General features: G+C 51.4%; 17 protein-coding genes. 16 read left to right on the forward strand and 1 reads right to left on the reverse strand.

Annotated elements, in window-relative coordinates:
* Positions 1–367 precede the first annotated feature (367 nt).
* The 14 genes from aroA (at position 368) to ACGG9R_RS00485 (ending at position 18,010) form a co-directional block, all read left to right on the forward strand.
* Positions 368–1,648 (forward strand): 3-phosphoshikimate 1-carboxyvinyltransferase, encoded by a 1,281-nt coding sequence (aroA, locus tag ACGG9R_RS00420; protein ID WP_390150159.1) that lies wholly within the window; start codon positions 368–370, stop codon positions 1,646–1,648.
* Positions 1,649–1,955: 307 nt separating this feature from the next.
* On the forward strand, positions 1,956–3,041 hold the full coding sequence (gene aroC, locus ACGG9R_RS00425) for a chorismate synthase (RefSeq protein WP_390150162.1): 1,086 nt from the start codon (positions 1,956–1,958) through the stop codon (positions 3,039–3,041).
* 331 nt (positions 3,042–3,372) lie between these two features.
* Complete coding sequence (gene pheA, locus ACGG9R_RS00430; RefSeq protein WP_390150165.1) at positions 3,373–4,206, forward strand: prephenate dehydratase; 834 nt, start codon at positions 3,373–3,375, stop codon at positions 4,204–4,206.
* Between the two features lie 287 nt (positions 4,207–4,493).
* Positions 4,494–5,303 (forward strand): shikimate dehydrogenase family protein, encoded by an 810-nt coding sequence (locus ACGG9R_RS00435; protein ID WP_390150168.1) that lies wholly within the window; start codon positions 4,494–4,496, stop codon positions 5,301–5,303.
* 378 nt (positions 5,304–5,681) lie between these two features.
* Positions 5,682–6,188, forward strand: coding sequence for a shikimate kinase (locus tag ACGG9R_RS00440; RefSeq protein WP_390150171.1), 507 nt, complete (start codon positions 5,682–5,684; stop codon positions 6,186–6,188).
* A 509-nt stretch (positions 6,189–6,697) separates the two neighbouring features.
* Positions 6,698–8,683 carry a DHH family phosphoesterase gene (locus tag ACGG9R_RS00445; RefSeq protein WP_390150173.1) on the forward strand — a complete coding sequence of 662 codons (1,986 nt, stop codon included), beginning with the start codon at positions 6,698–6,700 and terminating at the stop codon, positions 8,681–8,683.
* A complete protein-coding gene (gene rplI / locus ACGG9R_RS00450; RefSeq protein ID WP_390150175.1) occupies positions 8,680–9,126 on the forward strand; it encodes a 50S ribosomal protein L9 in 447 nt (148 codons plus the stop codon). The genes ACGG9R_RS00445 and rplI overlap by 4 nt, the downstream gene beginning before the upstream one ends.
* A gap of 260 nt (positions 9,127–9,386) precedes the next feature.
* Positions 9,387–10,394, forward strand: coding sequence for a D-glycero-beta-D-manno-heptose-7-phosphate kinase (gene rfaE1, locus ACGG9R_RS00455; RefSeq protein WP_390150178.1), 1,008 nt, complete (start codon positions 9,387–9,389; stop codon positions 10,392–10,394).
* 356 nt (positions 10,395–10,750) lie between these two features.
* Positions 10,751–11,743, forward strand: a complete 993-nt coding sequence (locus ACGG9R_RS00460) for a glycosyltransferase family 9 protein (RefSeq protein ID WP_390150181.1) — start codon at positions 10,751–10,753, stop codon at positions 11,741–11,743.
* 365 nt (positions 11,744–12,108) lie between these two features.
* On the forward strand, positions 12,109–13,311 hold the full coding sequence (locus tag ACGG9R_RS00465) for a glycosyltransferase (protein ID WP_390150183.1): 1,203 nt from the start codon (positions 12,109–12,111) through the stop codon (positions 13,309–13,311).
* Positions 13,308–14,528, forward strand: coding sequence for a glycosyltransferase (locus ACGG9R_RS00470; protein WP_390150186.1), 1,221 nt, complete (start codon positions 13,308–13,310; stop codon positions 14,526–14,528). Before ACGG9R_RS00465 ends, ACGG9R_RS00470 begins: the two co-directional genes overlap by 4 nt.
* Positions 14,525–15,688 (forward strand): glycosyltransferase, encoded by a 1,164-nt coding sequence (locus ACGG9R_RS00475; RefSeq protein WP_390150188.1) that lies wholly within the window; start codon positions 14,525–14,527, stop codon positions 15,686–15,688. Before ACGG9R_RS00470 ends, ACGG9R_RS00475 begins: the two co-directional genes overlap by 4 nt.
* Positions 15,681–16,877, forward strand: a complete 1,197-nt coding sequence (locus tag ACGG9R_RS00480; RefSeq protein ID WP_390150191.1) for an O-antigen ligase family protein — start codon at positions 15,681–15,683, stop codon at positions 16,875–16,877. Before ACGG9R_RS00475 ends, ACGG9R_RS00480 begins: the two co-directional genes overlap by 8 nt.
* A gap of 35 nt (positions 16,878–16,912) precedes the next feature.
* Positions 16,913–18,010 carry a glycosyltransferase family 9 protein gene (locus ACGG9R_RS00485; protein WP_390150194.1) on the forward strand — a complete coding sequence of 366 codons (1,098 nt, stop codon included), beginning with the start codon at positions 16,913–16,915 and terminating at the stop codon, positions 18,008–18,010.
* Between the two features lie 125 nt (positions 18,011–18,135).
* On the opposite strand, the gene ACGG9R_RS00490 is transcribed toward ACGG9R_RS00485, so the two are convergent.
* Entirely contained in the window at positions 18,136–19,119 is a 984-nt protein-coding gene (locus tag ACGG9R_RS00490) for a glycosyltransferase family 8 protein (RefSeq protein ID WP_390150197.1), read from the reverse strand.
* Between the two features lie 84 nt (positions 19,120–19,203).
* Between ACGG9R_RS00490 and ACGG9R_RS00495 the strand changes: the two genes are divergently transcribed.
* The gene (locus tag ACGG9R_RS00495) at positions 19,204–20,289 is read left to right on the forward strand and encodes an NAD-dependent epimerase/dehydratase family protein (protein WP_390150200.1); all 1,086 of its coding nucleotides are present in this window, start codon (positions 19,204–19,206) and stop codon (positions 20,287–20,289) included.
* Between the two features lie 34 nt (positions 20,290–20,323).
* On the forward strand, positions 20,324–21,556 hold the full coding sequence (locus ACGG9R_RS00500; RefSeq protein ID WP_390150202.1) for a nucleotide sugar dehydrogenase: 1,233 nt from the start codon (positions 20,324–20,326) through the stop codon (positions 21,554–21,556).
* Positions 21,557–21,624: the final 68 nt, after the last annotated feature.

Here is a 21,624-nt window from a genome sequence, read left to right on the forward strand (position 1 = left end):
CGCCATTATTTATGCGCCACACCATCCCTGTTGAATCCTCAGAACCTATAGAACCTGCTGAACCTCTTTCACTCGCGATCAAGGGGCGAGTCGCCCCAGGGCTAACCCTGAAGTTTGAAAGCAGGGATGGTTAGTAGCTAGGGATTAGGAGCCTCGAGTGACTAGTGACTTGAATACCACTTTCGGGCATCGCCCTATTTATACTTTGCGGCGCTTCTGATTTTTATGCGCCGGACCACCACTCCTAACTCCTAACTCCTAACTTCTAACTGGAGAGCAAAGCTTTCATCCCCAATCAAGGGGCGGCACGCCCCGGGGCTAGCCCCGAACCCTGAACCCCGAACCCTTTTCCCCAAGGAGTACCACTATGCATATCACCATCACACCCGCGCCGCTTTCCGGCGTGCTCCGCGTGCCGTCCTCAAAAAGCATGACGCATCGCGAGCTGATCGCCGCTGCGCTTGCCAAGGGGGAAACGACGCTCTCCGGCGTGACCCCGTCACAGGACATCGAAGCCACCGTCCGCATCCTTTCGCTGATGGGCGCGCATTTTACAGAAGAGGCTACCGAAGACGGCCTCACCTTCCATATTTCCGGCGGCCTTTCCCCGCAGGAAGGACGGCTCGAAGCTGATGCCGGAGAGTCCGGCTCGACACTGCGTTTCCTCATCCCGCTCGGTCTTATTTCAGGGAATGCCATCCGCTATGTGGGGCATGGCCGCCTCTCGGAGCGCCCGCTGACACCGTACTACGGGATCTTTGATGAGAAGGGAATTTCCTTCGACAACCGGGACGGTCTTCCTCTCACGGTCAAAGGGCAGCTTCCCGGCGGGCGCTATGCGCTTCCCGGAGATGTCAGCTCGCAGTTCTTCACCGGCCTCCTCTTTGCACTGCCGCTTGCCGGGGATGACTCCGTACTTATCAGCACGACCACGCTGGAGTCGAAGAGCTATGTCGATATGACGCTGGATACGCTTGCCCGTCATGGCATCACCATCCATGAGAAAAGCCCCGAGCTTTACGAGATCCCGGGCGGGCAGTCCTACAAGGCGGGCGCATTTGCCGTGGAAGGGGACTACTCGCAGGCCGCCTTCTGGCTAGTCAGCGGTCTCACGGGAGCAGGCATCACGCTGCAGGGACTTTTCCTTGACTCAAAGCAGGGGGACAAAGCGATCCTTACCATCCTTAGCAAGATGGGCGGAGACATCTGCGAAGAGAACGGCATGATCTCTGCTAAGCCATCGAAGACACGGGGGACCGTGATCGATGCCGAAGACTGCCCTGACCTCGTGCCCGCGCTCGCCGCCCTTGCCGCTGTCAGCGAAGGCACGACCGAGATCATTCATGCCTCTCGCGTGCGCCTGAAAGAATGTGACCGTCTCCATGCCATGGCTGTCGAGCTCACGAAGCTCGGCGCGGACATCGAAGAAAAGCCCGACGGCCTCTTGATCCGCGGCCAAGACCACCTCACAGGCGGCGCCGTCTCCTCATGGAACGACCACCGCATCGCTATGGCCCTCGCCGCCGTCTCTGCGAAATGCAGTGCGCCTCTGACCGTCGAAGGTGCTGAAAGCGTCCGGAAATCGTACCCGACATTCTGGGAGGATTTCAAGCGGGTCGGGGGACGGCTTGTGACTGGTGATTCGTGACTGGAAGACTTCAGACTCCCGTATCGTCATTTCGTGCGAAGCGAGAAATCTTTCTTGCAGATCGGTAAGCAGTAAGTACGAGATAGCAGAACAACGTAGCACCAAAACTTCGTTTATTGAATGGCGCATACATGCTGGTCTCCGTACTGCAATAGAGATTTCTCGGCTACGCTCGAAATGACGATACGAGAACATCATAGTCTAAAAATTGCGGCGAAGCCGCCACCACAACCCCGAACCCCGAACCCCGAACCCCGAACCCTGAACCCTGAACCTTGAACCTTGAACCCATCAAAGGACATATTCTATGAGCAATACATTCGGACAAAAACTGAAAGTCACCATTTTCGGTGAATCCCATGGCACTGCCATCGGCTGCATCATCGACGGACTTCCTGCAGGGATCTCCATCGACTGGGACGCCGTGCGCCGGGATATGGCGCGCCGCGCTCCGGGCAGCAGCGCATTGGCGACCCCGCGCAGGGAGAAGGACGCTTTTGAGATCCTCTCCGGCTATTTCAATGACCGCACGACCGGGACACCGCTCGCGATGGAGATCAGAAATGGCGATCAGCATTCGAAGGACTATGGCATTCTGAAAGACTGTATGCGCCCCGGACATGCCGACTACACCGGACATGTGAAGTATGGCGGATACAATGACTACCGCGGCGGCGGCCATTTCTCCGGCCGCATCACCGCGCCCCTGACCTTTGCGGGCTCCATTGCCCGGCAGGTACTCTCTGCCAAAGGCATCCATATCGGCGCGCATGTCACCCGTATCGCGGGGATCGAGGACCGCCGCTTCGATCCTTTGGGAGAGAGCGAGGCGACCTTCGCTTCTCTTCGTGAAGAGACGCTCCCCGTCCTCACCAAGGACATCGGTGAGAAGATGGAAGCCGCCATCCTCGCCGCCAAGGCGGAGGGGGACTCCGTCGGCGGCATCGTCGAATGTATGGTGACCGGCCTTCCCGTAGGGCTTGGCGATCCCTTCTTTGATTCGCTGGAGAGCGAGCTGTCCCACATGATGTTCTCCATCCCCGCCGTGAAGGGCATCGAATTTGGAGACGGCTTCGGCCTTGCGGCGATGAAAGGCTCGGCGGCGAATGATGGCATGCACTGGGCGGAGGGGAAGGTGGAAACAAAGACCAACCACAATGGCGGTATCTTGGGCGGTATCTCCGGCGGCAATCCCGTGATCTTCCGCCTCGCCATCAAGCCGACCGCCTCGATCGGAAAACCTCAGCTCACCGTGAACCTCGCCGAGAGGAAGGACACCCTCCTCACCATCGGCGGCCGTCACGACCCCTGCATCATCCCTCGCGCGATCCCTGTCATCGAGACCGCCGCGGCACTTGTCATCCTGGATGAGATATTGGTGACTGGTGACTAGTGACTGGGGAACAACAGTCCCTCTCGCGTCGTCATTTCGAGCGAAGCGAGAAATCTTTCTTGCAGACCGATAAACGATGCATGTGCGAAAGCAGAAATACGTATACCAAGGCATCGTTTCCCTGCCAGTTCTTATGTGATACTGACCGCAGTGCCAGGAAAGACCCTCGGCTACGCTTCCGATGACAACGGCGCGTAAATTCCGCAGCACTTTTAATTTTTATGCGCCGCACCACCATTTCTCATTCAAGCGAAGCTTTCACCCGCAATCAAAGAGCACCACGCCCCACGGGCTAACCCTGAAGACAGCACCTTTTTTTCGGAGACATCCTATGACACATACACTCAAAGTCGGCTGCTATGGCGCGAAAGGCTCTTACACCTACGAGGCCATGGAGCAGCAATTCGGCAGCAAAGAACGGGAAGAATCCTATTTCCCTTTATTTGAAGACGTCGTGAAAGCCGTGAAAGACGGCACCATCGACTACGGGGTCCTCCCCATCGAGAATTCCTCGACCGGCGGCATCACCGAAGTCTACGACCTCATCCAGAAATACGACTGTGCCGTCGTCGGAGAGCAGATGGTGAAGATCGAGCACAACCTTCTTGGCATTCCCGGCGCGACCTTGGACGACATCGACACCGTCTATTCCCATCCGCAGGGCTTCCGTCAGTGCCGTCCCTTCTTCAATGAGCACAGAGACTGGACGCTCGAGCCGTATTTCTCCACGTCTCGGAGTGCAGAGCGCGTCGCCGAAGACGGCAGGAAGAACCAGGCCGCAGTCGCCAGCCGCACCGCAGCCCGCCTCTACGGGCTCTCCGTCCTTGCGGAAAATATTTATTTCAATCAGAGCAACTACACCCGCTTCTTCATCATCGCCCCGAAGATGGAGATCACCGAAGATGCGGACAAGATCACCCTCGTCATCTCCGTCAAGCATGAGCCGGGCGCGCTCTACCACGTCCTGGGCTACTTCTTCTACGGCGGCATGAATATGACGCACCTCGAGTCCCGTCCCATGGAAGGCCATCCCTTCGAGTACTTCTTCCACATCGACGTCAAAGGCCGCATCCACGACCCATCCAACGCACAGACACTCCACGGGCTCGCTTCTATGTGCACGTACTTCAAGATCCTGGGAAATTATCCGTCGTGTAAGAGATAGTGGCTGGGAGACGTCATCTCCACCTCGTATTGTCATTTCGCGCGAAGCGAGAAATCTTTGTCATTCGCGGGCAGGCGGCCGATGGGGAAGCCTCAAACAGGAAACCCGATGCCTCGCAGATCTTCGGGCCTCGTCCCTTTTCGTCATCCTGAGCGGAGTCAAATGTCGTTTGTTAGAAAAGTCGTGTGCGGAATGTGGAGCACTGAGCCGAAGGATCTCGGCGAAGCCGCCGCCTTCCCATTGAACCTGTTGCCCCCGTAGAACCTGCTAACCCCAAGGAGATTTTTATGAAACTCGGACTGATCGGAGAAGTGCTCGAACACAGCCTTTCTCCTGTAATTCACGAAAAACTATTTCACAAGCTGTCCATCCCCGGGCGCTACGACCTCATCGAGATCCCCAAGGACCACTTCGCTGAAATACTGCGGGATACCCTCACCGCCTCAGACGGGCTGAATGTGACCATCCCCTACAAGCTCGATGTCATCCCCTTTCTGGATGACATTTCCCCGGAAGCAAAGACCATCGGCGCGGTGAATACCATCGCCAGGACAGACGGAAAGCTCGTGGGATACAACACCGACTACTTCGGCTTCCAAAGAACGCTCCGAAAGATCGATGCCAAGGTCAATGGAAAGACCGCCGTCGTCCTCGGTCACGGCGGTGCGTCGCGCGCCATCATCCAGTGCCTTTATGATGAAGGCGCAGCAGAGATCCGCGTCATCTCCCGCCATCCGGAGAAGGTGGACTCCGATCTCCGCTCCTTTGCAGAAGAGCGCCGCGTCCGTCTCATGGACTACGCCGCTTTTGAAAGAGAGGCAGAAGGCGCACTTCTCGTGAACGCCACCCCGGTCGGCATGTATCCCAAGGTCGGCGTTTCACCGATCTCCGAAGAGGCCGCCCGGCATTTCTCCAAGGTCATCGACATCATCTACAACCCGAAGGAGACCCGCCTCCTCCATGACGCTTCGCATGCGGACAAGGCCAATGGCATGTACATGCTCGTCATACAGGCCATCGCGGCGGAAGAGATCTGGCTGGAAAGAGAGATCCCCGATCGCATCGCAGAAGAGATCGCAGAAGAAATGAGTGACTAGTGACTGGGAGACTGGGTGGCATTCTTTCTCATTTGTCTTTCATGCCGCCTGTGTCCTATCCGCCCCTTCGGGGCACCTTCCTCTCGAGGGGAAGGCTGACGATACGAGAATACCATCATCTAACATGGCGGCGAAGCCGCCACTACAAGTTTGAAGGCAGGAATGAGTGACTAGGGATTGGTAGCTAGGGATTAGGTTTGCGATACGAGAAAACCGCTGGTTTCAAACCTCCGCGGCGCTTCTATATTTTTATGCGCCGCACCAGCCCCTTTGAACCTCTTGAACCTATAGAGCCCGCTGAACCTCTTTCATTCGCAATCAAAGGGGCAGCACGCCCCGAGAGGCTAATCCTTAGCCCATTTTCCCAAAGGAGCATTCATGAAAAATATCATCCTGATCGGCATGCCCGGCTGCGGGAAATCCACACTGGGGCGCGCACTGGCCGGAGCCCTGCACCGCTCCTTCGTGGATGCCGACACCTATTTGGAAGAAAAAGAAGGAAAGAGCATCCCCGAGCTCTTCGCCGTGAGCGAAGACTGCTTCCGTGATGCCGAAGAACGCACCATCGAAGCCCTCGCAAAAAGGGAAAGCCTCGTCATTGCGACCGGCGGCGGCGTCGTGAAGCGCGCTGTCAATATCGAGCGACTGAAAAAGACCGGCACCATTTACTTCATCGACCGCCGCCCCGAAGACATCGCAGGCGATGTAGGGGTCAGCACCCGCCCCCTTCTTGCCGAAGGCAGTGCGAAAGTCTACACGCTTTACCATGAGCGCATCACTCTCTATCGCAAGGCGGCAGACGAGATCGTGGTGAATGAGGGTTCGCTGGAAAGCGTGCTCGAAAAATTGACGAAACTGGCGATCAGGGGACAGGGAATCATCTGACGCGGATAACGGGCTTGTAAGAAGAAAGATGACGAAGCGGTGCATGAAAATACAGGCAAGATAGGTTCCTGCGATGAAATATGTCTTTCCCCAAGCACGTATTGATATAGCATAGACCCGTTTTCCCGTTCCCGTGCGATCACCGATAAACAAAGAATCTTAGGCAGAGGAGGGCTCCTTTTTATGGGGCTTTTTTTCTTTGTGAGGCGGGATAGAGGGTCTCGCTTTCTTTCGGTGCATGGATCGAGCTTTTAGCCATGGCGGCGCGTTCCTCATTAGTGGCATGAGGGGCGGCGTTTGTGGACAGACCTTTTATCCTCGAGGCTGTCTGCGATGGATGTCAAAGATCCATTGCCCGAAAGGGCGATGGGGGAGAGCCTCCCCTCTGCCCTCTTGCATTCTTCTCCTGTTTCGAGTACGATAAAGAGTAAGAATCGTCGAAAAAATCGGCGGGTGCTGCCCGTGAGACAGGCCGCCTCCCGATTTCGTAACGAACAAAGGAGACAACTATGCTGAGCGATATATGGGTATATACGAGGACCGCGAAGCTCATGATCGGCCTCCTGCTCCTGGCCGCACTGCTGCTTGCCACGCAGAATTGGCCGCTGGGGCTGCTCTTCTTTATCATCGTGGCCGGGGTCATCGTCTACGTGAAGCGCTCCGACTACGGACAGGAGAAGAAGCTCCTGCGCTATCTGGATGACCTGTCCTCGGGCGTTTCGGCCGGTACGGTGTATGCGGTGAAGAACCTCCCTGTCGGCATCGCGATGATGGATGAGAAGAAAGAGCTGGTCTGGGCGAACAATGTCTTCCGTGGCTGGCTCGGCGAGGGAGCTGAGGTCGGAGTCCGTTTTCAGGATCTCATCACCGGGCAGAAGATCTCCAAGATCTGGGGCAAGACCGGGTGGTTCGAGTGCCATGCGGGCGAGTCCTTCTTCCGTGTTTTCTACAAATTTCTGGACACCGGAGAGAAGAACGATACGCACTTCATGGTATTCTACTTCATGGACCGCACGGATGTCGAAAAAGCGGTGAAGGCGTGCGATGAAGCGCGGCCGGTCTTCTGCCTCATCCGTATCGACAATGTGCCGGAGGTCACCGCGGACCTCACCGATGTCGAGCGCTCGGCCCTGCTCTCGGATGTCACGGAGAAGGTTCTCTCCTCCTTCAATGCGAAAGAGGGCTTCATCAAGCAGTACTCGACGAATGATTTCGTGGCGTGCATTTCACACAAGGCACTTGCGGAAATGATGGAGAGTAATTTCGAGATCCTCGATGCAGTCCGCGCGATCCATACGGTGAACCGCATCCCGGTCACGCTCTCCATCGGCATCGTCCAGAGCAGCGATTCCTTCATGAAACAGTTCGAAGAGGCGCAGGTCTCCCTTGACCTCGCCCTTGGACGCGGCGGGGATCAGGCCATCGTCCGCCTCGGGAAGGAAGTGAAGGCCTTCGGCGGGAAATCGCCGACGTCCGTCTCCTCCACCCGTGTGCGCGTCCGCGTCGTCGCACAGGCGCTGAAGGAGATCATCGAAGACGCAGATATGGTGCTCGTCATGGGGCATAATCATGAAGACTTCGATGCCTTGGGATCGGCGGTCGGCGTTGCCCACCTCGCGCGCGCCTCCCATGTCGAGGCGCATGTCGTCCTCTCGAAGGAGCGTGACACCTGCCGCAAGATGGTCGATGCCATCCAGAAGAGCGGTGCCGCCGAAGGGCTCCTCATCGATGAGAGCGAGGCAAAGGGACTCATGACGGATAAGACCGTCGTTATCATCACCGACACGCACATCCCCGAGCTCGTCGCAGCCCCGGAAGTCCTCAAAAAAGCCGTGAAAAAGGTCGTCATCGATCATCACCGCCGTGCGGCCTCCATCATTAGGCAGCCGCTCTTGACATACATGGAGCCATCCGCCTCATCGGCGTCCGAGCTTGTGACCGAGCTCGTCCAGTACTACGGCGGGGATGAAGAAATGAATGAGATCGAGGCGTCCTGCCTCTATGCAGGCATCGTCGTCGATACGAAGAACTTCGCCGTCCAGACCAGCGTCCGTACCTTCGACGCGGCGAGCTTCCTGCGCCGCTGCGGGGCAGATACGAAGCTCGTCCACAGGCTCTTTGCGGAGGACATCCACTTCATCAAGACCAAGGCAGAGATCCTGGCCCATATGAAGCTCATCGATAACTATATCGCGATCGCCGAGTGCCCGGAGGGGACAGAAGACTCTCAGGTACTCGCCGGACAGATCGCAGACTACCTTGTGACCGTGAAGGAGATCCGGACCAGTTTCCTTTTCTATCACACAGACAATGGACTCTGTCTCTCTGCCCGCTCCGACGGCTCGATCAATGTACAGGTCGTCATGGAAGCCTTGGGCGGCGGCGGTCATCTCACCGTGGCAGGCTGCCAGCTGGGCAAAGATGGAAATAAAGAAGCAGCGGAAAAGGTCATCCTGACCCAAGTCCGTAAACAAGTAGAGGAGGAAAAAGAATGAAAGTCGTATTACTGCAAGACGTAAAGAAAATGGGAAAAAAGGGCGACGTCATCGAAGTCGCTGATGCGTATGGCCGCAACGTGCTCATCCGCAAGGGCCTCGGCGTAGAAGGCACCAAGGCAAACCTCAATACCGCCTCCCAGCGTCAGGAGGCGAAAGAATTCAAGAGCAAGGTCGCAGCAGACGAAGCCGTCATCATGGCCTCCCAGCTCAAGGCCGTCAAAGTCGTCATCAAAGTCCAGAGCGGGGAAGACGGCCGCATCTTCGGCTCCGTCACCGGCAAGGACATCAGCGAAGCTCTTGAGAAGCAGTACAAATTCAAGCTCGAAAAGAAAAATATCCGCCTCAAAGCGCCGATCAAGACCGTCGGTGAATATGACGTAGAGGTCTGGGTCCACCAGCAGGTCACCAGCACCGTCCACGTCTCCGTCATCACAGAATAAGAATGACAAGAATTCCCCGAGATTTATTCCCGGGGAATTTTTCTTTGTATGCGATCAGTGACTGGCGACTAGAGAGCGCTATGCTTCTCTCCCGTAAATGCTTTTTTGATGGAGGAAAACCCAAGAGTGTATAACATCTTTTCCAACTATGAGATCGCTGCCTGCGCTATTTTCCGTGTATTCTCATCGAAGGGAACCTTCAAATGTGATAAAATAAAGCCAATAGAGAGTCCCTTAGAATGATAGGGCAGCTCGGTTATATGATGGAATTTGAGGAACTTATGGATAAGAAGGAACTTTATAGCTTTGTCGCCACGCGCACATCCCAGTGCCGGATCCTTGTCGCAGGTGACGTGATGCTCGATAAATACTACTACAGCGAAGTGACCCGCATTTCACCGGAAGCCCCCGTGCCGATCGCGCACGTGCGATCGGAAATGGAAACGCTGGGAGGCGCAGCAAACGTGGCGCACAATCTGACGCGCCTTGCCTGTCAGGTCAGCATTGCAGGCTTTGTGGGAAAGGACTATCACGGAAAGAGCCTGCTTGAAAAACTGCGCGCCAGAGGAATTGACGGAGCCGGCCTTATTCCGACCGATCGTCCGACCACGACGAAGCTGCGCGTGATCGGCGGTCATCAGCAGATGCTGCGTCTCGACTTTGAAGAGTCCGCCGCTGTGACGGGAAAAGAGGCGGAGCATTTCCTTGCCGGCATCTACAAGAAGCTGGATGAGGGGCTGGACTGTCTCATCATTTCCGACTACGGCAAAGGGGCATGCACCGAAGAAAACTGCCAGAAAATCATCGCCGCCTGTAAAGCGCACCACGTGCCGGTCATCGTGGATCCGAAAGGGACGAACTGGATGAAGTACGCCGGCGCTGACTACATCACGCCGAACCTCAAGGAGATCAATGCGGTGCTCCCCGATCCCATCCGCAATGAAGATCAGCCTGTCGAACAAGCAGCTCGCGACGTGATGAAAAGATTCCATCTCGGCAGCATCATCGTCACCCGCTCCGAAGCCGGTCTCTCCTTCATCCGGGAGGAGGAGATCGAGCACATTCCGACCAAAGCGCAGGAAGTCTTCGATGTCTCCGGCGCAGGGGATACCGTCATCGCCGTCTTCGCTATGGGCATCGCCGGCGGTATCGCACCTGTGGCCAGTGCTTACCTTGCAAATCTCGCTGCCGGTGTCGTAGTCGCCAAGCTCGGCACCTATGCCGTCAGCCGCGAAGAGCTTCTGAAAGCACTTGAAAAAGAAAAATAGAGGCAATGGGTTCCATGGACTTAGGGAAACGCTGATTCCATCGCAGGATCAGATTTTATATGGATTTTTATACATAGCGTTGTCGACGTTCTCCTTAAATAGCTCGCTGTTCGCATCGAATGTCTCCTCGCTCTGTATAAAAATCCACTGATGAAATCCAATAACGATTTCATCAGTGTTTCCTTAAACGATCTACTCTTATGGCAAAAGGACGCGGAATACATCCGCGTCCTTTTTAGTGGAATTTTCATCGAAGCAGCTGCTGAAATGTGATAAAATAAACATATATTTTATCATTCCGATCCGCCAAAGCGCCCAAGATACGGCGAGCTGAGCCGGATCCAAGGACATCTATCATGCCAAAGACGTATAAAAATATCCTGATCATAAAAATGAGCTCCTTGGGGGACATCATCCACGCGCTCCCCTCCCTCTACGCCCTGCGCAAGGCCTATCCCGATGCCAAGATCACATGGGCCGTACATCCTGCCTTTGCGGGGATCCTTCCCGGCAAGCCGTGGATCGATGAAGTCTACCTCGTCGACCGGAAACGCATCAATCAGCTCTCCTACTGGAGAGAGATCCGCAAAGACCTGCATGCGCATCACTTCGACCTCGTCATCGACCTGCAGATGATTGCCAAGAGCGGGCTCATCTCCTTCCTCTCCGGCGGCAAGAAAAAGATCGGCTATCATGATGCACGTGAAGGCAGCTTCCTTTTCAGCAAACCGATCTCCGGCTCCCATAAGCACGGACACATCATCGAGCAGCTCTTAGACGTCATGCGCTATCTGGGCTGCCCCGCAGACAAGATCGAATTTACCCTCCCTGACCTGACAAAAGAAATGGAAACTGTCACCATGCTTCTCCGGACAAACGGCGTCAAAGGCCGTTACGTTCTTCTCGTCCCAGGCACCCGAGGTGACTATAAGAAATGGCCCATCGAGTACTGGGGCGAGCTTGCAAGGAAACTCGCCGAAGACAAGATCACCACCGTCATTGCGGGCTCCAAGGGCGAAATGCCCATGGGCGAAGCCATCCGGAAGCTCTCTCCTTCCCCGTATACCGTGAACCTTATGGGACAGACGAACCTCTTAGAACTCGCCGCTCTTGAAAAAATGGCGGCACTTCACATTTCCAGCGACACCGGCCCCCTCCACATCGCAAACGCCGTCCACACTCCCATCATTGCCCTCTTCGGGCCGACACTTCCGGACAGAAGCGGCCCCTATGGGAATGACAACAGCCACGTCCTTTTGGCAGAGCATCCGGGGACAAAAGAATGTAAGATGGCAAGCCTCCCGATGGAGAAGGTGTATCAGCTGGTGCGGGATATGATGAGCGGGTAGTGCGCTTATTTTCGGATCGTATGGCTCATGTACGTGCGGTGTAATCCATGGGTGGCGCCTGATCCTATGATGCCTGTTTATTTCAGGGAAAGCACGGATTAGATCATCGCTCGCAAGATCCCATGCTTTTCTGGCCTCCAGATGAGCTACGGCTCTATCAGCCAACTACATATGTGTATGGGATCAAAGAGAAAGAAGAGCATGACCGGTGACAGCCATGCTCTTCTTTTTGCATGTTTCACGGAAAATGCCTGTTATCAGAGTATGATATAATGATAGAAAAAACTCTAGGGATGCTGGCAGGTCGCTCTGCTGATTTTTGCCGGCATCCGGGCTAAAAATGTATCATGCAGGGAGAGAGATCCATGAAAGTCATGCTGGCAGATTTTCATAAATTCATTGGCTACAGCGGCGGCATCGAGAACGTCTTTGCTAAAATGGCGAGCGCCCTTTCTGAAAGAGGTTACGACGTCATCGCCGTCTTTGCAGATGAGAAGACAGAGGGAGAGCCCTTCTTCGCCGTGCCCAAGAGCGTGAAGCTCCTGAACCTCTACCACTTGCCGGGAGAGAAAGCGGTGAAACCGAGCGGACTTACGAAAGCGCTCCGCGAAGTCATCCGCCCCTTCTCCAGAGCGGCAGCCCGAGATCAGAATTACCGCCTGCTCTATCAGGCGAAAGCACAGCTGTCACGGCTTCTCGAAAAAGAAAAGCCGGACGTGATCGTCTCCTTCCGTGAACCCACCGGACGGTTGCTTTTGGATGGCGTGGGGACGAAGATCCCCGTGATCTCCATGCTGCACAATGATCCGGATGAGATCTTCCGCGGCTCGCCGGCGGAGGAAAGAAAGGCTTTAGAAAAAAGCGCTGCCATTCAGGTGCTGCTCCCTTCTTTTATTTCCAAAGCGAAAAAATATCTGCACTACGACCACTTCATCGCGATACCGAATGCGGTGAACGCGCCGCACGTCACGGCAGATCATCTCGCAAAGAAGGACAAGTACACCATCACCTGCGTCGGCCGCCTCACCGGCCGTACCAAGCGTCAGCATCTCCTGATCGAAGCCTTCGCCAAGCTCGCTCAAGGCCATCCGGACTGGCAGGTGCAGCTGTGGGGAGACACCTACGATAAGCCCTATGTGGCTTCGCTCAAATCAAAAATAAAGAAGTACGGTCTGGAAAAGCAGGTATTCCTCTGCGGGACGACAAAGGATATGGATGCTGTCTGGAAAGAGACAGACATCTTTGCATTCCCCAGCCATCACGAAGGGTTTGGATTGGCCTTAGTAGAAGCAATGTGCTGCGGCATTCCGGCGGTCGGCTATCGAAGCTGTCCGGCGGTGAATGAGATCATTGTATCGGGGGAGAATGGTATCCTTTGCGAAGACGGGGTAGACCCTTTGTCGCAGGCGCTGGGTCGCTTGATGGATGATCGAATGCTTCGTCGGACCTATGGAGAAGCAGCGAGAAGCATGGCGGAGAAGTATCATGCGGAGAAGGTTTGGGAGCAGTGGGAAGGATTATTGCGTAGATCGTTGGGCATCAGGTATAGCAAAGGAGGCGTTTCATGAATATTTTAATTGCCCATTTTTGCACTCACTGGGTGCAGTGCAGCGGTGGCGTAGAGAAAGTCGTTTGTAAGTTTGCCAATGAAATGCTTAAAAGGGGTCATGAAGTAACCGTATTATATATTGACCAAAAAGAAGGGGCTCCATTTTTTCCTTTGGATCATCGCGTAAAAACAATTAATATCCTTTATGAAAATGGCCAAAAAGCTATTTCTGAAAAACTACCGGTTAGATTGCGCGCATGCCGAGAGTTTTGGAGATTGTTCAGCTTGAAAAAGGCACGAGCAATCAATGCGGAATATAAAGGGAAACTGTATGGACGGCAAATCCAAAAAATGATATTACAACAGAAGCCAGATGTGGTTGTAGCGTGTTCAGAACAGTCTATCAAGTATGTAATTGATGATGCAAAATGTAAAGTTCCAGTAATTGGGATGATTCATTCCGGATGCCACGAAACGATTCCGGAATTATCTGGAGCAGAACTTTTTGCGATGGGGAAATGTAAGGTGATCCAGGTGCTATTGCCTTCCTATATTGATACATGCAAGAAATATATCAGAGGGGGGGCTCGTTTTGTTGCTATTGGAAATGTGGTAGAACCAACTACTAGACTCGCAAAACATAATGAAAAGAAAGAAACACATAAGATCGTGTGCGTGGGGGTGTTTAGTGAACGAAAGAATCAGCAGTTATTGGCAGATGCGTTTACATTGATTGCATCTAAATATCCAAGTTGGAGCGTTGAATTTTGGGGCAATTACCATTCTTCTAAAGGAATGCAGATAAAAAAACATATTGAAAAGGGGGAAAATACCCAATTAAAAATCATGGGAACAACCACAAATATTGAAGAGGTGTATGCTTCTGCGGATGTTTTTTGCATGCCGAGCCATCTGGAAGGATTTCCATTGGCTTTGACGGAAGCCATGGCAGCTGGACTACCCGCAGTCGGACTAAAATCTTGTCATGCGGTGGCAGAGCTTATAGAAAATGAGAAGAGTGGACTTCTGGTGGATAACAGAAAAGAAGCACTGTCTGCTGCCTTGGAAAGATTAATGAATGATTCAACCTTGCGCAAACGAATGGGGAAAGAAGCACGTCATGCTATGAAAGCCTATGCGCCAGATGTGATTTGGGGGAAATGGGAAGACTTGCTTCAGGCTGCAACTGGGGATTTAGCAGAATATAACAAAAATGAAAGGAATAATTTGGTATGAAAATAGTTATGGCCTACTTTGAAAATGTGGCTGATTGCACAGGAGGGCTAGAACGTATTTTATGCGATTTTTCTAATGCAATGGTGGAGAGAGGGCATAGTGTGTCTATTGTGACGAATGATGAGCATGATGGAAGCCCATATTATCCGTTGAATTCTTCTGTTTCTGTTATTAATTTGAAGGCAGTGCTGGGGGGCGAAAGGCGGCTCTCTTATCAAGCGAAGATCATTCGGGAGGTGTTTCGATTTTTTGGAAAGAAATATGTAAGAGTTTGGAAAGAACAATATCGAAATGGATATATAAAAAAGATATTACCGGAAATTATTAGAAACATCTCGCCGGATATTATTGTTTCCTATAATAACGAAACTACTGGGCAACTATATCGGGCAGGCTTGAATATACCTTATGTTACTATGTTTCATAGTACGCCGGATTTTTTGTGTAAAAATATGACTAAGGCAGAGAAAGCGGGGCTGGAAGCAAGTCGAGTTGTTCAGGTACTTACGCCTTTGGCTGTCGAAGAAGCAAAAAAATATTTTAAAAATGACAATATTATTTGTATTCCAAATGAAGTTCACCAATATCGGTACGATGTAAGACGAAAGCGAGAAAAACATATTATAATAAATGTGGCACGCTTAAATAAGTTAGCCAAGAGACAACATTTGTTAGTCGAGGCGTTTGGAAAGGTAGCTGTAGATTATCCTGATTGGGAGTTGCAACTTTGGGGAGATGGAGATGCGAAATATATAAACCTGATAAAGAAGTTTATTGAGAAACACAAGTTAGAAGAGCAGGTTCATTTAATGGGGAAAACCAAGGAAGTTTGCAAAGTTTATAAAAATGCAGATTTATTTGTGTTTCCAAGTGCTTTTGAAGGATTTGGGTTGTCATTGGTCGAGGCTATGTCAGCAGGGTTGCCCTGTATTGGATATAGATCCACTTGTGGAGTAAATGAAATTATTAAAAACGGAAAGAATGGGCTTTTAGTAGATGATGGAGTAGATGCGCTTACAAACGGTCTTAAGATCTTGATGAATGATCAAAGAAAAAGAATCGTTATGGGAGAGTATGCTCAGTCATATGCCAAACTATATTCACCAGAACGAGTATGGGAGCAGTGGGAGAAAATTTTGGAGGGCAGTCGAAATGAATAAAATGCTGCTGAATAACTTAATCGTTGCAATGTTTTTGGGATTGGCAATTACGGTTCCTATGAAAAGTTATTTTACTGCCATGATGGTATTATTCGTTATTTTTTGCATTCTCAATTATGACCATATACGTTGGGAAGACGTAAAAGAGAAAATGAGAAAGACAAATAAAGACATATGGGGGGGCATTGTATCTTTTTTTGCATGTCTTTTTTTAAGCGCGCTTCTTACGTTGGATAAAGACGATATTGGTTTGACTTTTTCATTTTTTAAATCTGCAATGTCGATGGCTATGATCTATTATATGGTGATGAGATTTGGTTCTGCGCAGGGGTGTTATTGGGGAATTTGTGGGGCATCGTTGATTGTCTTTTTATATGCTTTTTTTCAATATATTCAGAATCCCAATGCACGAATTGATAGCTTTTACGGAAATCCCAATAGCTTTGCGATTATGTTACTTTCGCTTATTCCATGCTTGTATTATATTGCAAGAAATACCAGAGGTGCATTTCGTCTTTTATCTGTGGGGGAATGCGCAGCAGCTTTTCTTTTCTTGGTCATGACTGGCTCGAGGGGTTCATTGTTAGGGATAACAATAGGAATGCTAATTTCAGGGGGCGTGATATTATGTCATATGAAGGAGAAAATAACTGCAAAGCGATTAAAATTATGTGCAGTGGCTTTTTTAGTGATTGCTTTTCTTGGGGGAGGTGTTTTATATACAATACAGTCTTCTCGTACAGGAAATGCAGCTATGGGGGGAGAGAGAATTCAAATGTGGGAAGCGAGTGTGGAGATGTTCAGGGATCATCCACTCTATGGCGTGGGTGCTACTAAATGGAACAAAGAGTATGCGGAGACTTATCATCGGCCCGGCGTTATAGAAATACATATTGCATTTCCCCACAATATGTTTATGTATTTTGGTGCATGCTTTGGAATGATTGGGCTGATTGGGTATTTGTCATATTTAATACTTACGGTGAAAGGGCTATACCGAAGTGCGAAAAGTTTTTCAAACAATGAGGTAACATTTTCATTGCTGTTACTTTTTGTGTCATTTATGGTAGAAAGTTGTTTTGATAATACCTTAAATTATAAAATGGTGGCTACACTGTATTTTACTTGCTTTGGCTATTTATTGTCTCAGTATGTATCAAGTCCAAAAGTGGTGAGTGGAGATCTCTAAAAATGGGAATGCTGAAAGGCATTAATGAAAATATTTTGATAAGCTTACAACATAAAAATATCGTCATCATCTACATGCTCTACTTCGGAGACATGGTCTCTCTTTCTCCTTTTCTGGAGATCCTTCGCCGCGAAGCTGTTGGCTCTAAGATCACGCTTGTCATCGATGCCAGATTCCAAGAGGCTGTCCGATATAATCCATGCATCGATACGATCATTCCGGTGGACCGCAAAAAGATGGGTGTCTCCGCTACGTGGAAGCTGGGGAAAGAAATCGGGAAGACGCATCCGGACATTCTCATGGTACTTCATGGGACGACGCGTACTTTCCTCATGGCGAAGGCGATGAAGGCGAAGGTGTGGGTCGGGGAGACAGGAAATCCACTGGGGCGGTTTTTTATCGATGATGAAATACTGGTGGAGCGGCGTGACTGTCATGCGGCAGAAAAGTATGTCAAGGTGCTGGAGCACTTGGGTGTGTCAAACTTGGTCCACCATGGGATGCAGATGTATACCTGCCCTGCATGGGAAGAGGGGGCAAAGGCTTTTTTTGCCGCAGAGGGGGTAAAGCCGGGGGATAGACTGGCGGGATTTTCTGTGGGGAGCTCGACAGCGGAGAAGAATTGGTCTGCAGAGAAATATGGAGAAGTGGCGGACCACTTCGCTCGCCTTGGCTATCGCCCTGTCTTCTTTGGCGTCCCTGGCGAGATGCCGCTCATAGAGAAGGCTTTAGCACATATGAAACGCAGAGATGAGGCCATCGTGGCGGCTGGGAAGCTCTCTATGGGGGAATTCATCGCGGCGGCGTCATGGTGCGCAGTCGCTTTTACGAATGACAGCGGACCGATGTACGTGTTCGATAGCCGCAAGGTGCCGGTGATCGCGATGTTTGGGCCGAGCAATGCGAAGCTCCATCATCCGCTGGGGGAGAAGTCCTGTGCACTGGCGACGACGGATATGCCGCGCACGCAGGATCATGTGAATCATACGATCCGTGACAGGTCTTATACGCCGATAGATGCCATTTCTGCAGGCGATGCTATCCGTGCCGGCGAGTGGGCGCTGGGAATGATAAGTGATGAACGGTATGAGGGGCATCTTGCGTTTGTTGAGGGAAATCGGCATAGCGGATGATGCCGGCGAAGGATAGTCAAATGGCATAGTAAAACGCCCGAGGGGATAGGACGGGTATCCCTTCGGGCGTTTATTGTGGGTATCAGTATATGGTCTTGCCTTTCCAATGAGGTAAGGAGTATGTTTTACAGTTTAGCCCCAAGGTACTTCAGGTACCACATCAGCATTTCGCCGTAGTTTCCATACATACGGGCGCTGCGGGCAGCCTGATGGAGGTTTTTTGTCCCTTTTGGGGGAACGAGGGGGACATCCTTCCAGGGCGTTTTTCTTTGAATGGCAGCGTATTCTTTGACGACGTCCCAGTTCTGTACCCAGTCGTGCCACGGTTTGGCATGGCCGGCGAAGTGAATGATGACTTTATCTTTGTAGTCTTCATTGACGGGCTGCTTGGCAAACAGGGAGTGGCGATCCAGATTGTAGAGGTAGTTGTATTTCTTGTCGATATAAAGGCTTTTACCGTCAAGCATTTCATTATGGATGTCCTGATCATGGTGAGAGAGGCGGTTTCCTACACGCTTGACGTTTTCTTCCGCACGGCGGACGATGTCGTCGAAGAGGTTTTCTTTCATCCAGAGACGTGTATTGATGAGCATCATGCCGGCATTGAAATAACGGGTGGTGTGCATGCGCTTTGCATTGGCTTGTTCTCCGCGATCAGATACGACGGCGACAGCATTTCCTTGAAAATCCAGTTCGGACAGATACTTCAGGGAACCGCGGCAGAGCATATCCCCATCCAGGTACAGGACGCGGTCAGCAACTGGTGCGATGGTCGGTGCGACGAGAAAGCGGTAGAAGAAAGCAGCTACCCCATCAGAGAGAAGGAGTGGCTTGAAGCAGCTGTCGTCGATCAGGTGAACTTCTAGAGGGCTGTCCATGGAAGCCGCGGCCTTTTGAAGATTCGCCTTTTCTTCTTCAGGAAGATGATTGACAAAGAAATGGTAGCAGATGGGGAGGTCTTTATTGTGCTCATGCACAGTGAGAGCTACAATCCCCATGTGTGGGATATAGTCGGGTGTGCCTGTAAGAGCGATGTGGAAAGCATCTTTTGCGGTCGGCTTTCCGAAGTGCAGCGTTTGTGTTATGGCGTTGTCAAGTATATTTGACATATAAAAACTTCATCCTTTCATAGTTTCAACATATCATTTATACTAGTATAAATGATGTAAAACATACTAGCAAGGAGGCCTTGAATGAAACGGAATATTCAGCTCAGTAAAAAGACAATTCTCGTGACTGGTGCAGCTGGTTTTATTGGAGCAAATCTGGTAAGACAGTTACTTTCGATGGATTTACAGGGGACGGTCATCGGTATCGATAATATGAATGACTATTACGATGTTTCTTTAAAAGAGTATCGCCTGCAGGAATTGGAGAAGGTCGCTGCGCTATCGTCCAGTCAGTGGGTATTCATCCATGGGAATATTGCGGATAAGGCGCTGCTTGGAGAAGTCTTTGCTAGGTACAAACCATCGATCGTGGTGAATCTGGCGGCGCAGGCAGGGGTGCGGTATTCGATCACGAATCCAGATGTCTATATCGAGTCGAATCTGCTTGGATTTTATAACATCTTGGAGGCATGCCGCCATTCGTATGATGATGGCGCACCGGGTGTGGAGCATCTGGTCTATGCGTCCTCGTCTTCTGTCTATGGTGGGAATACGAAGGTGCCTTTCAGCACGGATGACAAGGTGGATCACCCGGTGTCTCTCTATGCGGCGACGAAGAAGTCGAATGAGCTTCTGGCTCATTGCTATGCGAAGTTGTACAACATTCCCTGCACGGGGCTGCGCTTCTTTACGGTTTACGGCCCTGCTGGCCGTCCGGATATGGCGTACTTCGGATTTACGAATCAACTTCTGGCAGGAAAGACGATCCAGATCTTCAATCATGGGCATTGTGAGAGAGACTTCACGTATGTGGATGATATTGTCGAAGGTGTTGTCCGTGTGATGAAGGGAGCTCCTGAAAAAAAGAACGGGGCAGACGGGCTCCCGATCCCGCCGTATGCAGTGTATAATATTGGCGGCGGTCATCCGGTGAATCTCTTGGATTTCGTGGATATCCTGCAGCAGGAGCTGGTGCGTGCCGGTGTGCTTCCGATAGACTATGATTTTGAGGCGCATAAGAAATTGGTTCCTATGCAGCCGGGAGATGTGCCCGTGACGTATGCGGATACGGAGGCACTCTCAAGGGATTTCGGCTATTGCCCGATGACTTCGCTCAGAGATGGTCTTAGAAAGTTTGCTGAGTGGTATAAGGCATACTATGTCAAATAAGGAATCATTAGCTTTATATAGGAGATCGAGATCAATGAATATTGCAGTAGCTGGTACAGGGTATGTGGGTCTGTCTCTGGCGACGCTTCTTGCGCAGCACAATCATGTGATGGCAGTGGATATCATCCCAGAAAAGGTGGACATGGTGAATCATAGAAAGTCGCCGATCCAGGATGACTATATCGAGAAGTACTTGGCAGAGAAGGCTCTGGATCTGACGGCGACGATGGATGCGGAAGCGGCGTACAAGGACGCGGACTTCGTCATTATTGCGACGCCGACCAATTATGATTCGAGAAAGAATTTCTTTGACACCAGCTCTGTCGAAGCGGTCATTCAGCTGGTGATGCAGTACAATCCGGATGCCATCATGGTCATCAAGTCGACGATTCCCGTCGGCTATACGAAGAGCGTCCGTGAGAAGTTTGGTACGAAGAATATCATCTTTAGCCCGGAATTTCTGCGTGAAAGCAAGGCGCTCTATGATAACCTTTATCCGAGCCGCATCATCGTCGGAACAGACCCGACGGATGAGAAGCTGGTGAAGGCAGCACATACCTTCGCAGGACTCCTTCAGGAAGGAGCGATCAAGCAGGACATCCCGACACGGTTCATGGGATTTACGGAAGCGGAAGCGGTGAAGCTTTTCGCAAATACGTATCTGGCAATGCGTGTATCGTATTTCAATGAGCTTGATACCTATGCGGAGACGAAAGGCCTTAGTACGGCGGAGATCATCGATGGCATCTGTCTGGATCCACGAATCGGTGAATTCTATAACAATCCGTCTTTTGGTTATGGCGGCTATTGTCTCCCCAAAGATACAAAGCAGCTTTTGGCAAATTATGAGAATGTGCCGGAGAATCTGATCGAGGCGATCGTGAAGTCGAATCGGACGAGAAAGGATTATATCGCTGATAAGGTGTTGGAAATCGCGGGTTACTACCACGACAACAGTGAGTATGATCCGCGTAGGGAAGAGTCAATGACGATCGGCGTATATCGTCTGACGATGAAGTCAAATTCGGATAATTTCCGCCAGAGCAGCATCCAAGGCGTCATGAAACGCATCAAGGCGAAGGGTGCGCAGGTCATCATCTATGAACCGACGCTAGAGGATGGTACGACGTTCTTTGGCAGTCTTGTGGTGAATGACCTGGCAAGGTTCAAAGAGCAGAGCCATGGCATCATTGCGAATCGCTATGATCACTCGCTCGATGATGTAAGAAGCAAGGTCTATACGAGAGATTTATTTGAACGGGATTGAAACGAGTGTTCAAAATGATTAGTCTAAAAGGTGAAGGCCTTTCCTTGAGGGATATTTTGAAGAAAATA

Source organism: Dialister sp. i34-0019-2H8 (assembly GCF_042846925.1).
Taxonomy (GTDB): domain Bacteria; phylum Bacillota; class Negativicutes; order Veillonellales; family Dialisteraceae; genus Dialister.

Bases quoted from the DNA above. Each gene is read 5' to 3' on its own strand.
- aroA (WP_390150159.1), top strand. From the start codon at position 368: ATGCATATCACCATCACACCCGCGCCGCTTTCCGGCGTGCTCCGCGTG.
- aroC (WP_390150162.1), top strand. From the start codon at position 1,956: ATGAGCAATACATTCGGACAAAAACTGAAAGTCACCATTTTCGGTGAA.
- pheA (WP_390150165.1), top strand. From the start codon at position 3,373: ATGACACATACACTCAAAGTCGGCTGCTATGGCGCGAAAGGCTCTTAC.
- ACGG9R_RS00435 (WP_390150168.1), top strand. From the start codon at position 4,494: ATGAAACTCGGACTGATCGGAGAAGTGCTCGAACACAGCCTTTCTCCT.
- ACGG9R_RS00440 (WP_390150171.1), top strand. From the start codon at position 5,682: ATGAAAAATATCATCCTGATCGGCATGCCCGGCTGCGGGAAATCCACA.
- ACGG9R_RS00445 (WP_390150173.1), top strand. From the start codon at position 6,698: ATGCTGAGCGATATATGGGTATATACGAGGACCGCGAAGCTCATGATC.
- rplI (WP_390150175.1), top strand. From the start codon at position 8,680: ATGAAAGTCGTATTACTGCAAGACGTAAAGAAAATGGGAAAAAAGGGC.
- rfaE1 (WP_390150178.1), top strand. From the start codon at position 9,387: ATGATGGAATTTGAGGAACTTATGGATAAGAAGGAACTTTATAGCTTT.
- ACGG9R_RS00460 (WP_390150181.1), top strand. From the start codon at position 10,751: ATGCCAAAGACGTATAAAAATATCCTGATCATAAAAATGAGCTCCTTG.
- ACGG9R_RS00465 (WP_390150183.1), top strand. From the start codon at position 12,109: ATGAAAGTCATGCTGGCAGATTTTCATAAATTCATTGGCTACAGCGGC.
- ACGG9R_RS00470 (WP_390150186.1), top strand. From the start codon at position 13,308: ATGAATATTTTAATTGCCCATTTTTGCACTCACTGGGTGCAGTGCAGC.
- ACGG9R_RS00475 (WP_390150188.1), top strand. From the start codon at position 14,525: ATGAAAATAGTTATGGCCTACTTTGAAAATGTGGCTGATTGCACAGGA.
- ACGG9R_RS00480 (WP_390150191.1), top strand. From the start codon at position 15,681: ATGAATAAAATGCTGCTGAATAACTTAATCGTTGCAATGTTTTTGGGA.
- ACGG9R_RS00490 (WP_390150197.1), bottom strand. From the start codon at position 19,119: ATGTCAAATATACTTGACAACGCCATAACACAAACGCTGCACTTCGGA.
- ACGG9R_RS00495 (WP_390150200.1), top strand. From the start codon at position 19,204: ATGAAACGGAATATTCAGCTCAGTAAAAAGACAATTCTCGTGACTGGT.
- ACGG9R_RS00500 (WP_390150202.1), top strand. From the start codon at position 20,324: ATGAATATTGCAGTAGCTGGTACAGGGTATGTGGGTCTGTCTCTGGCG.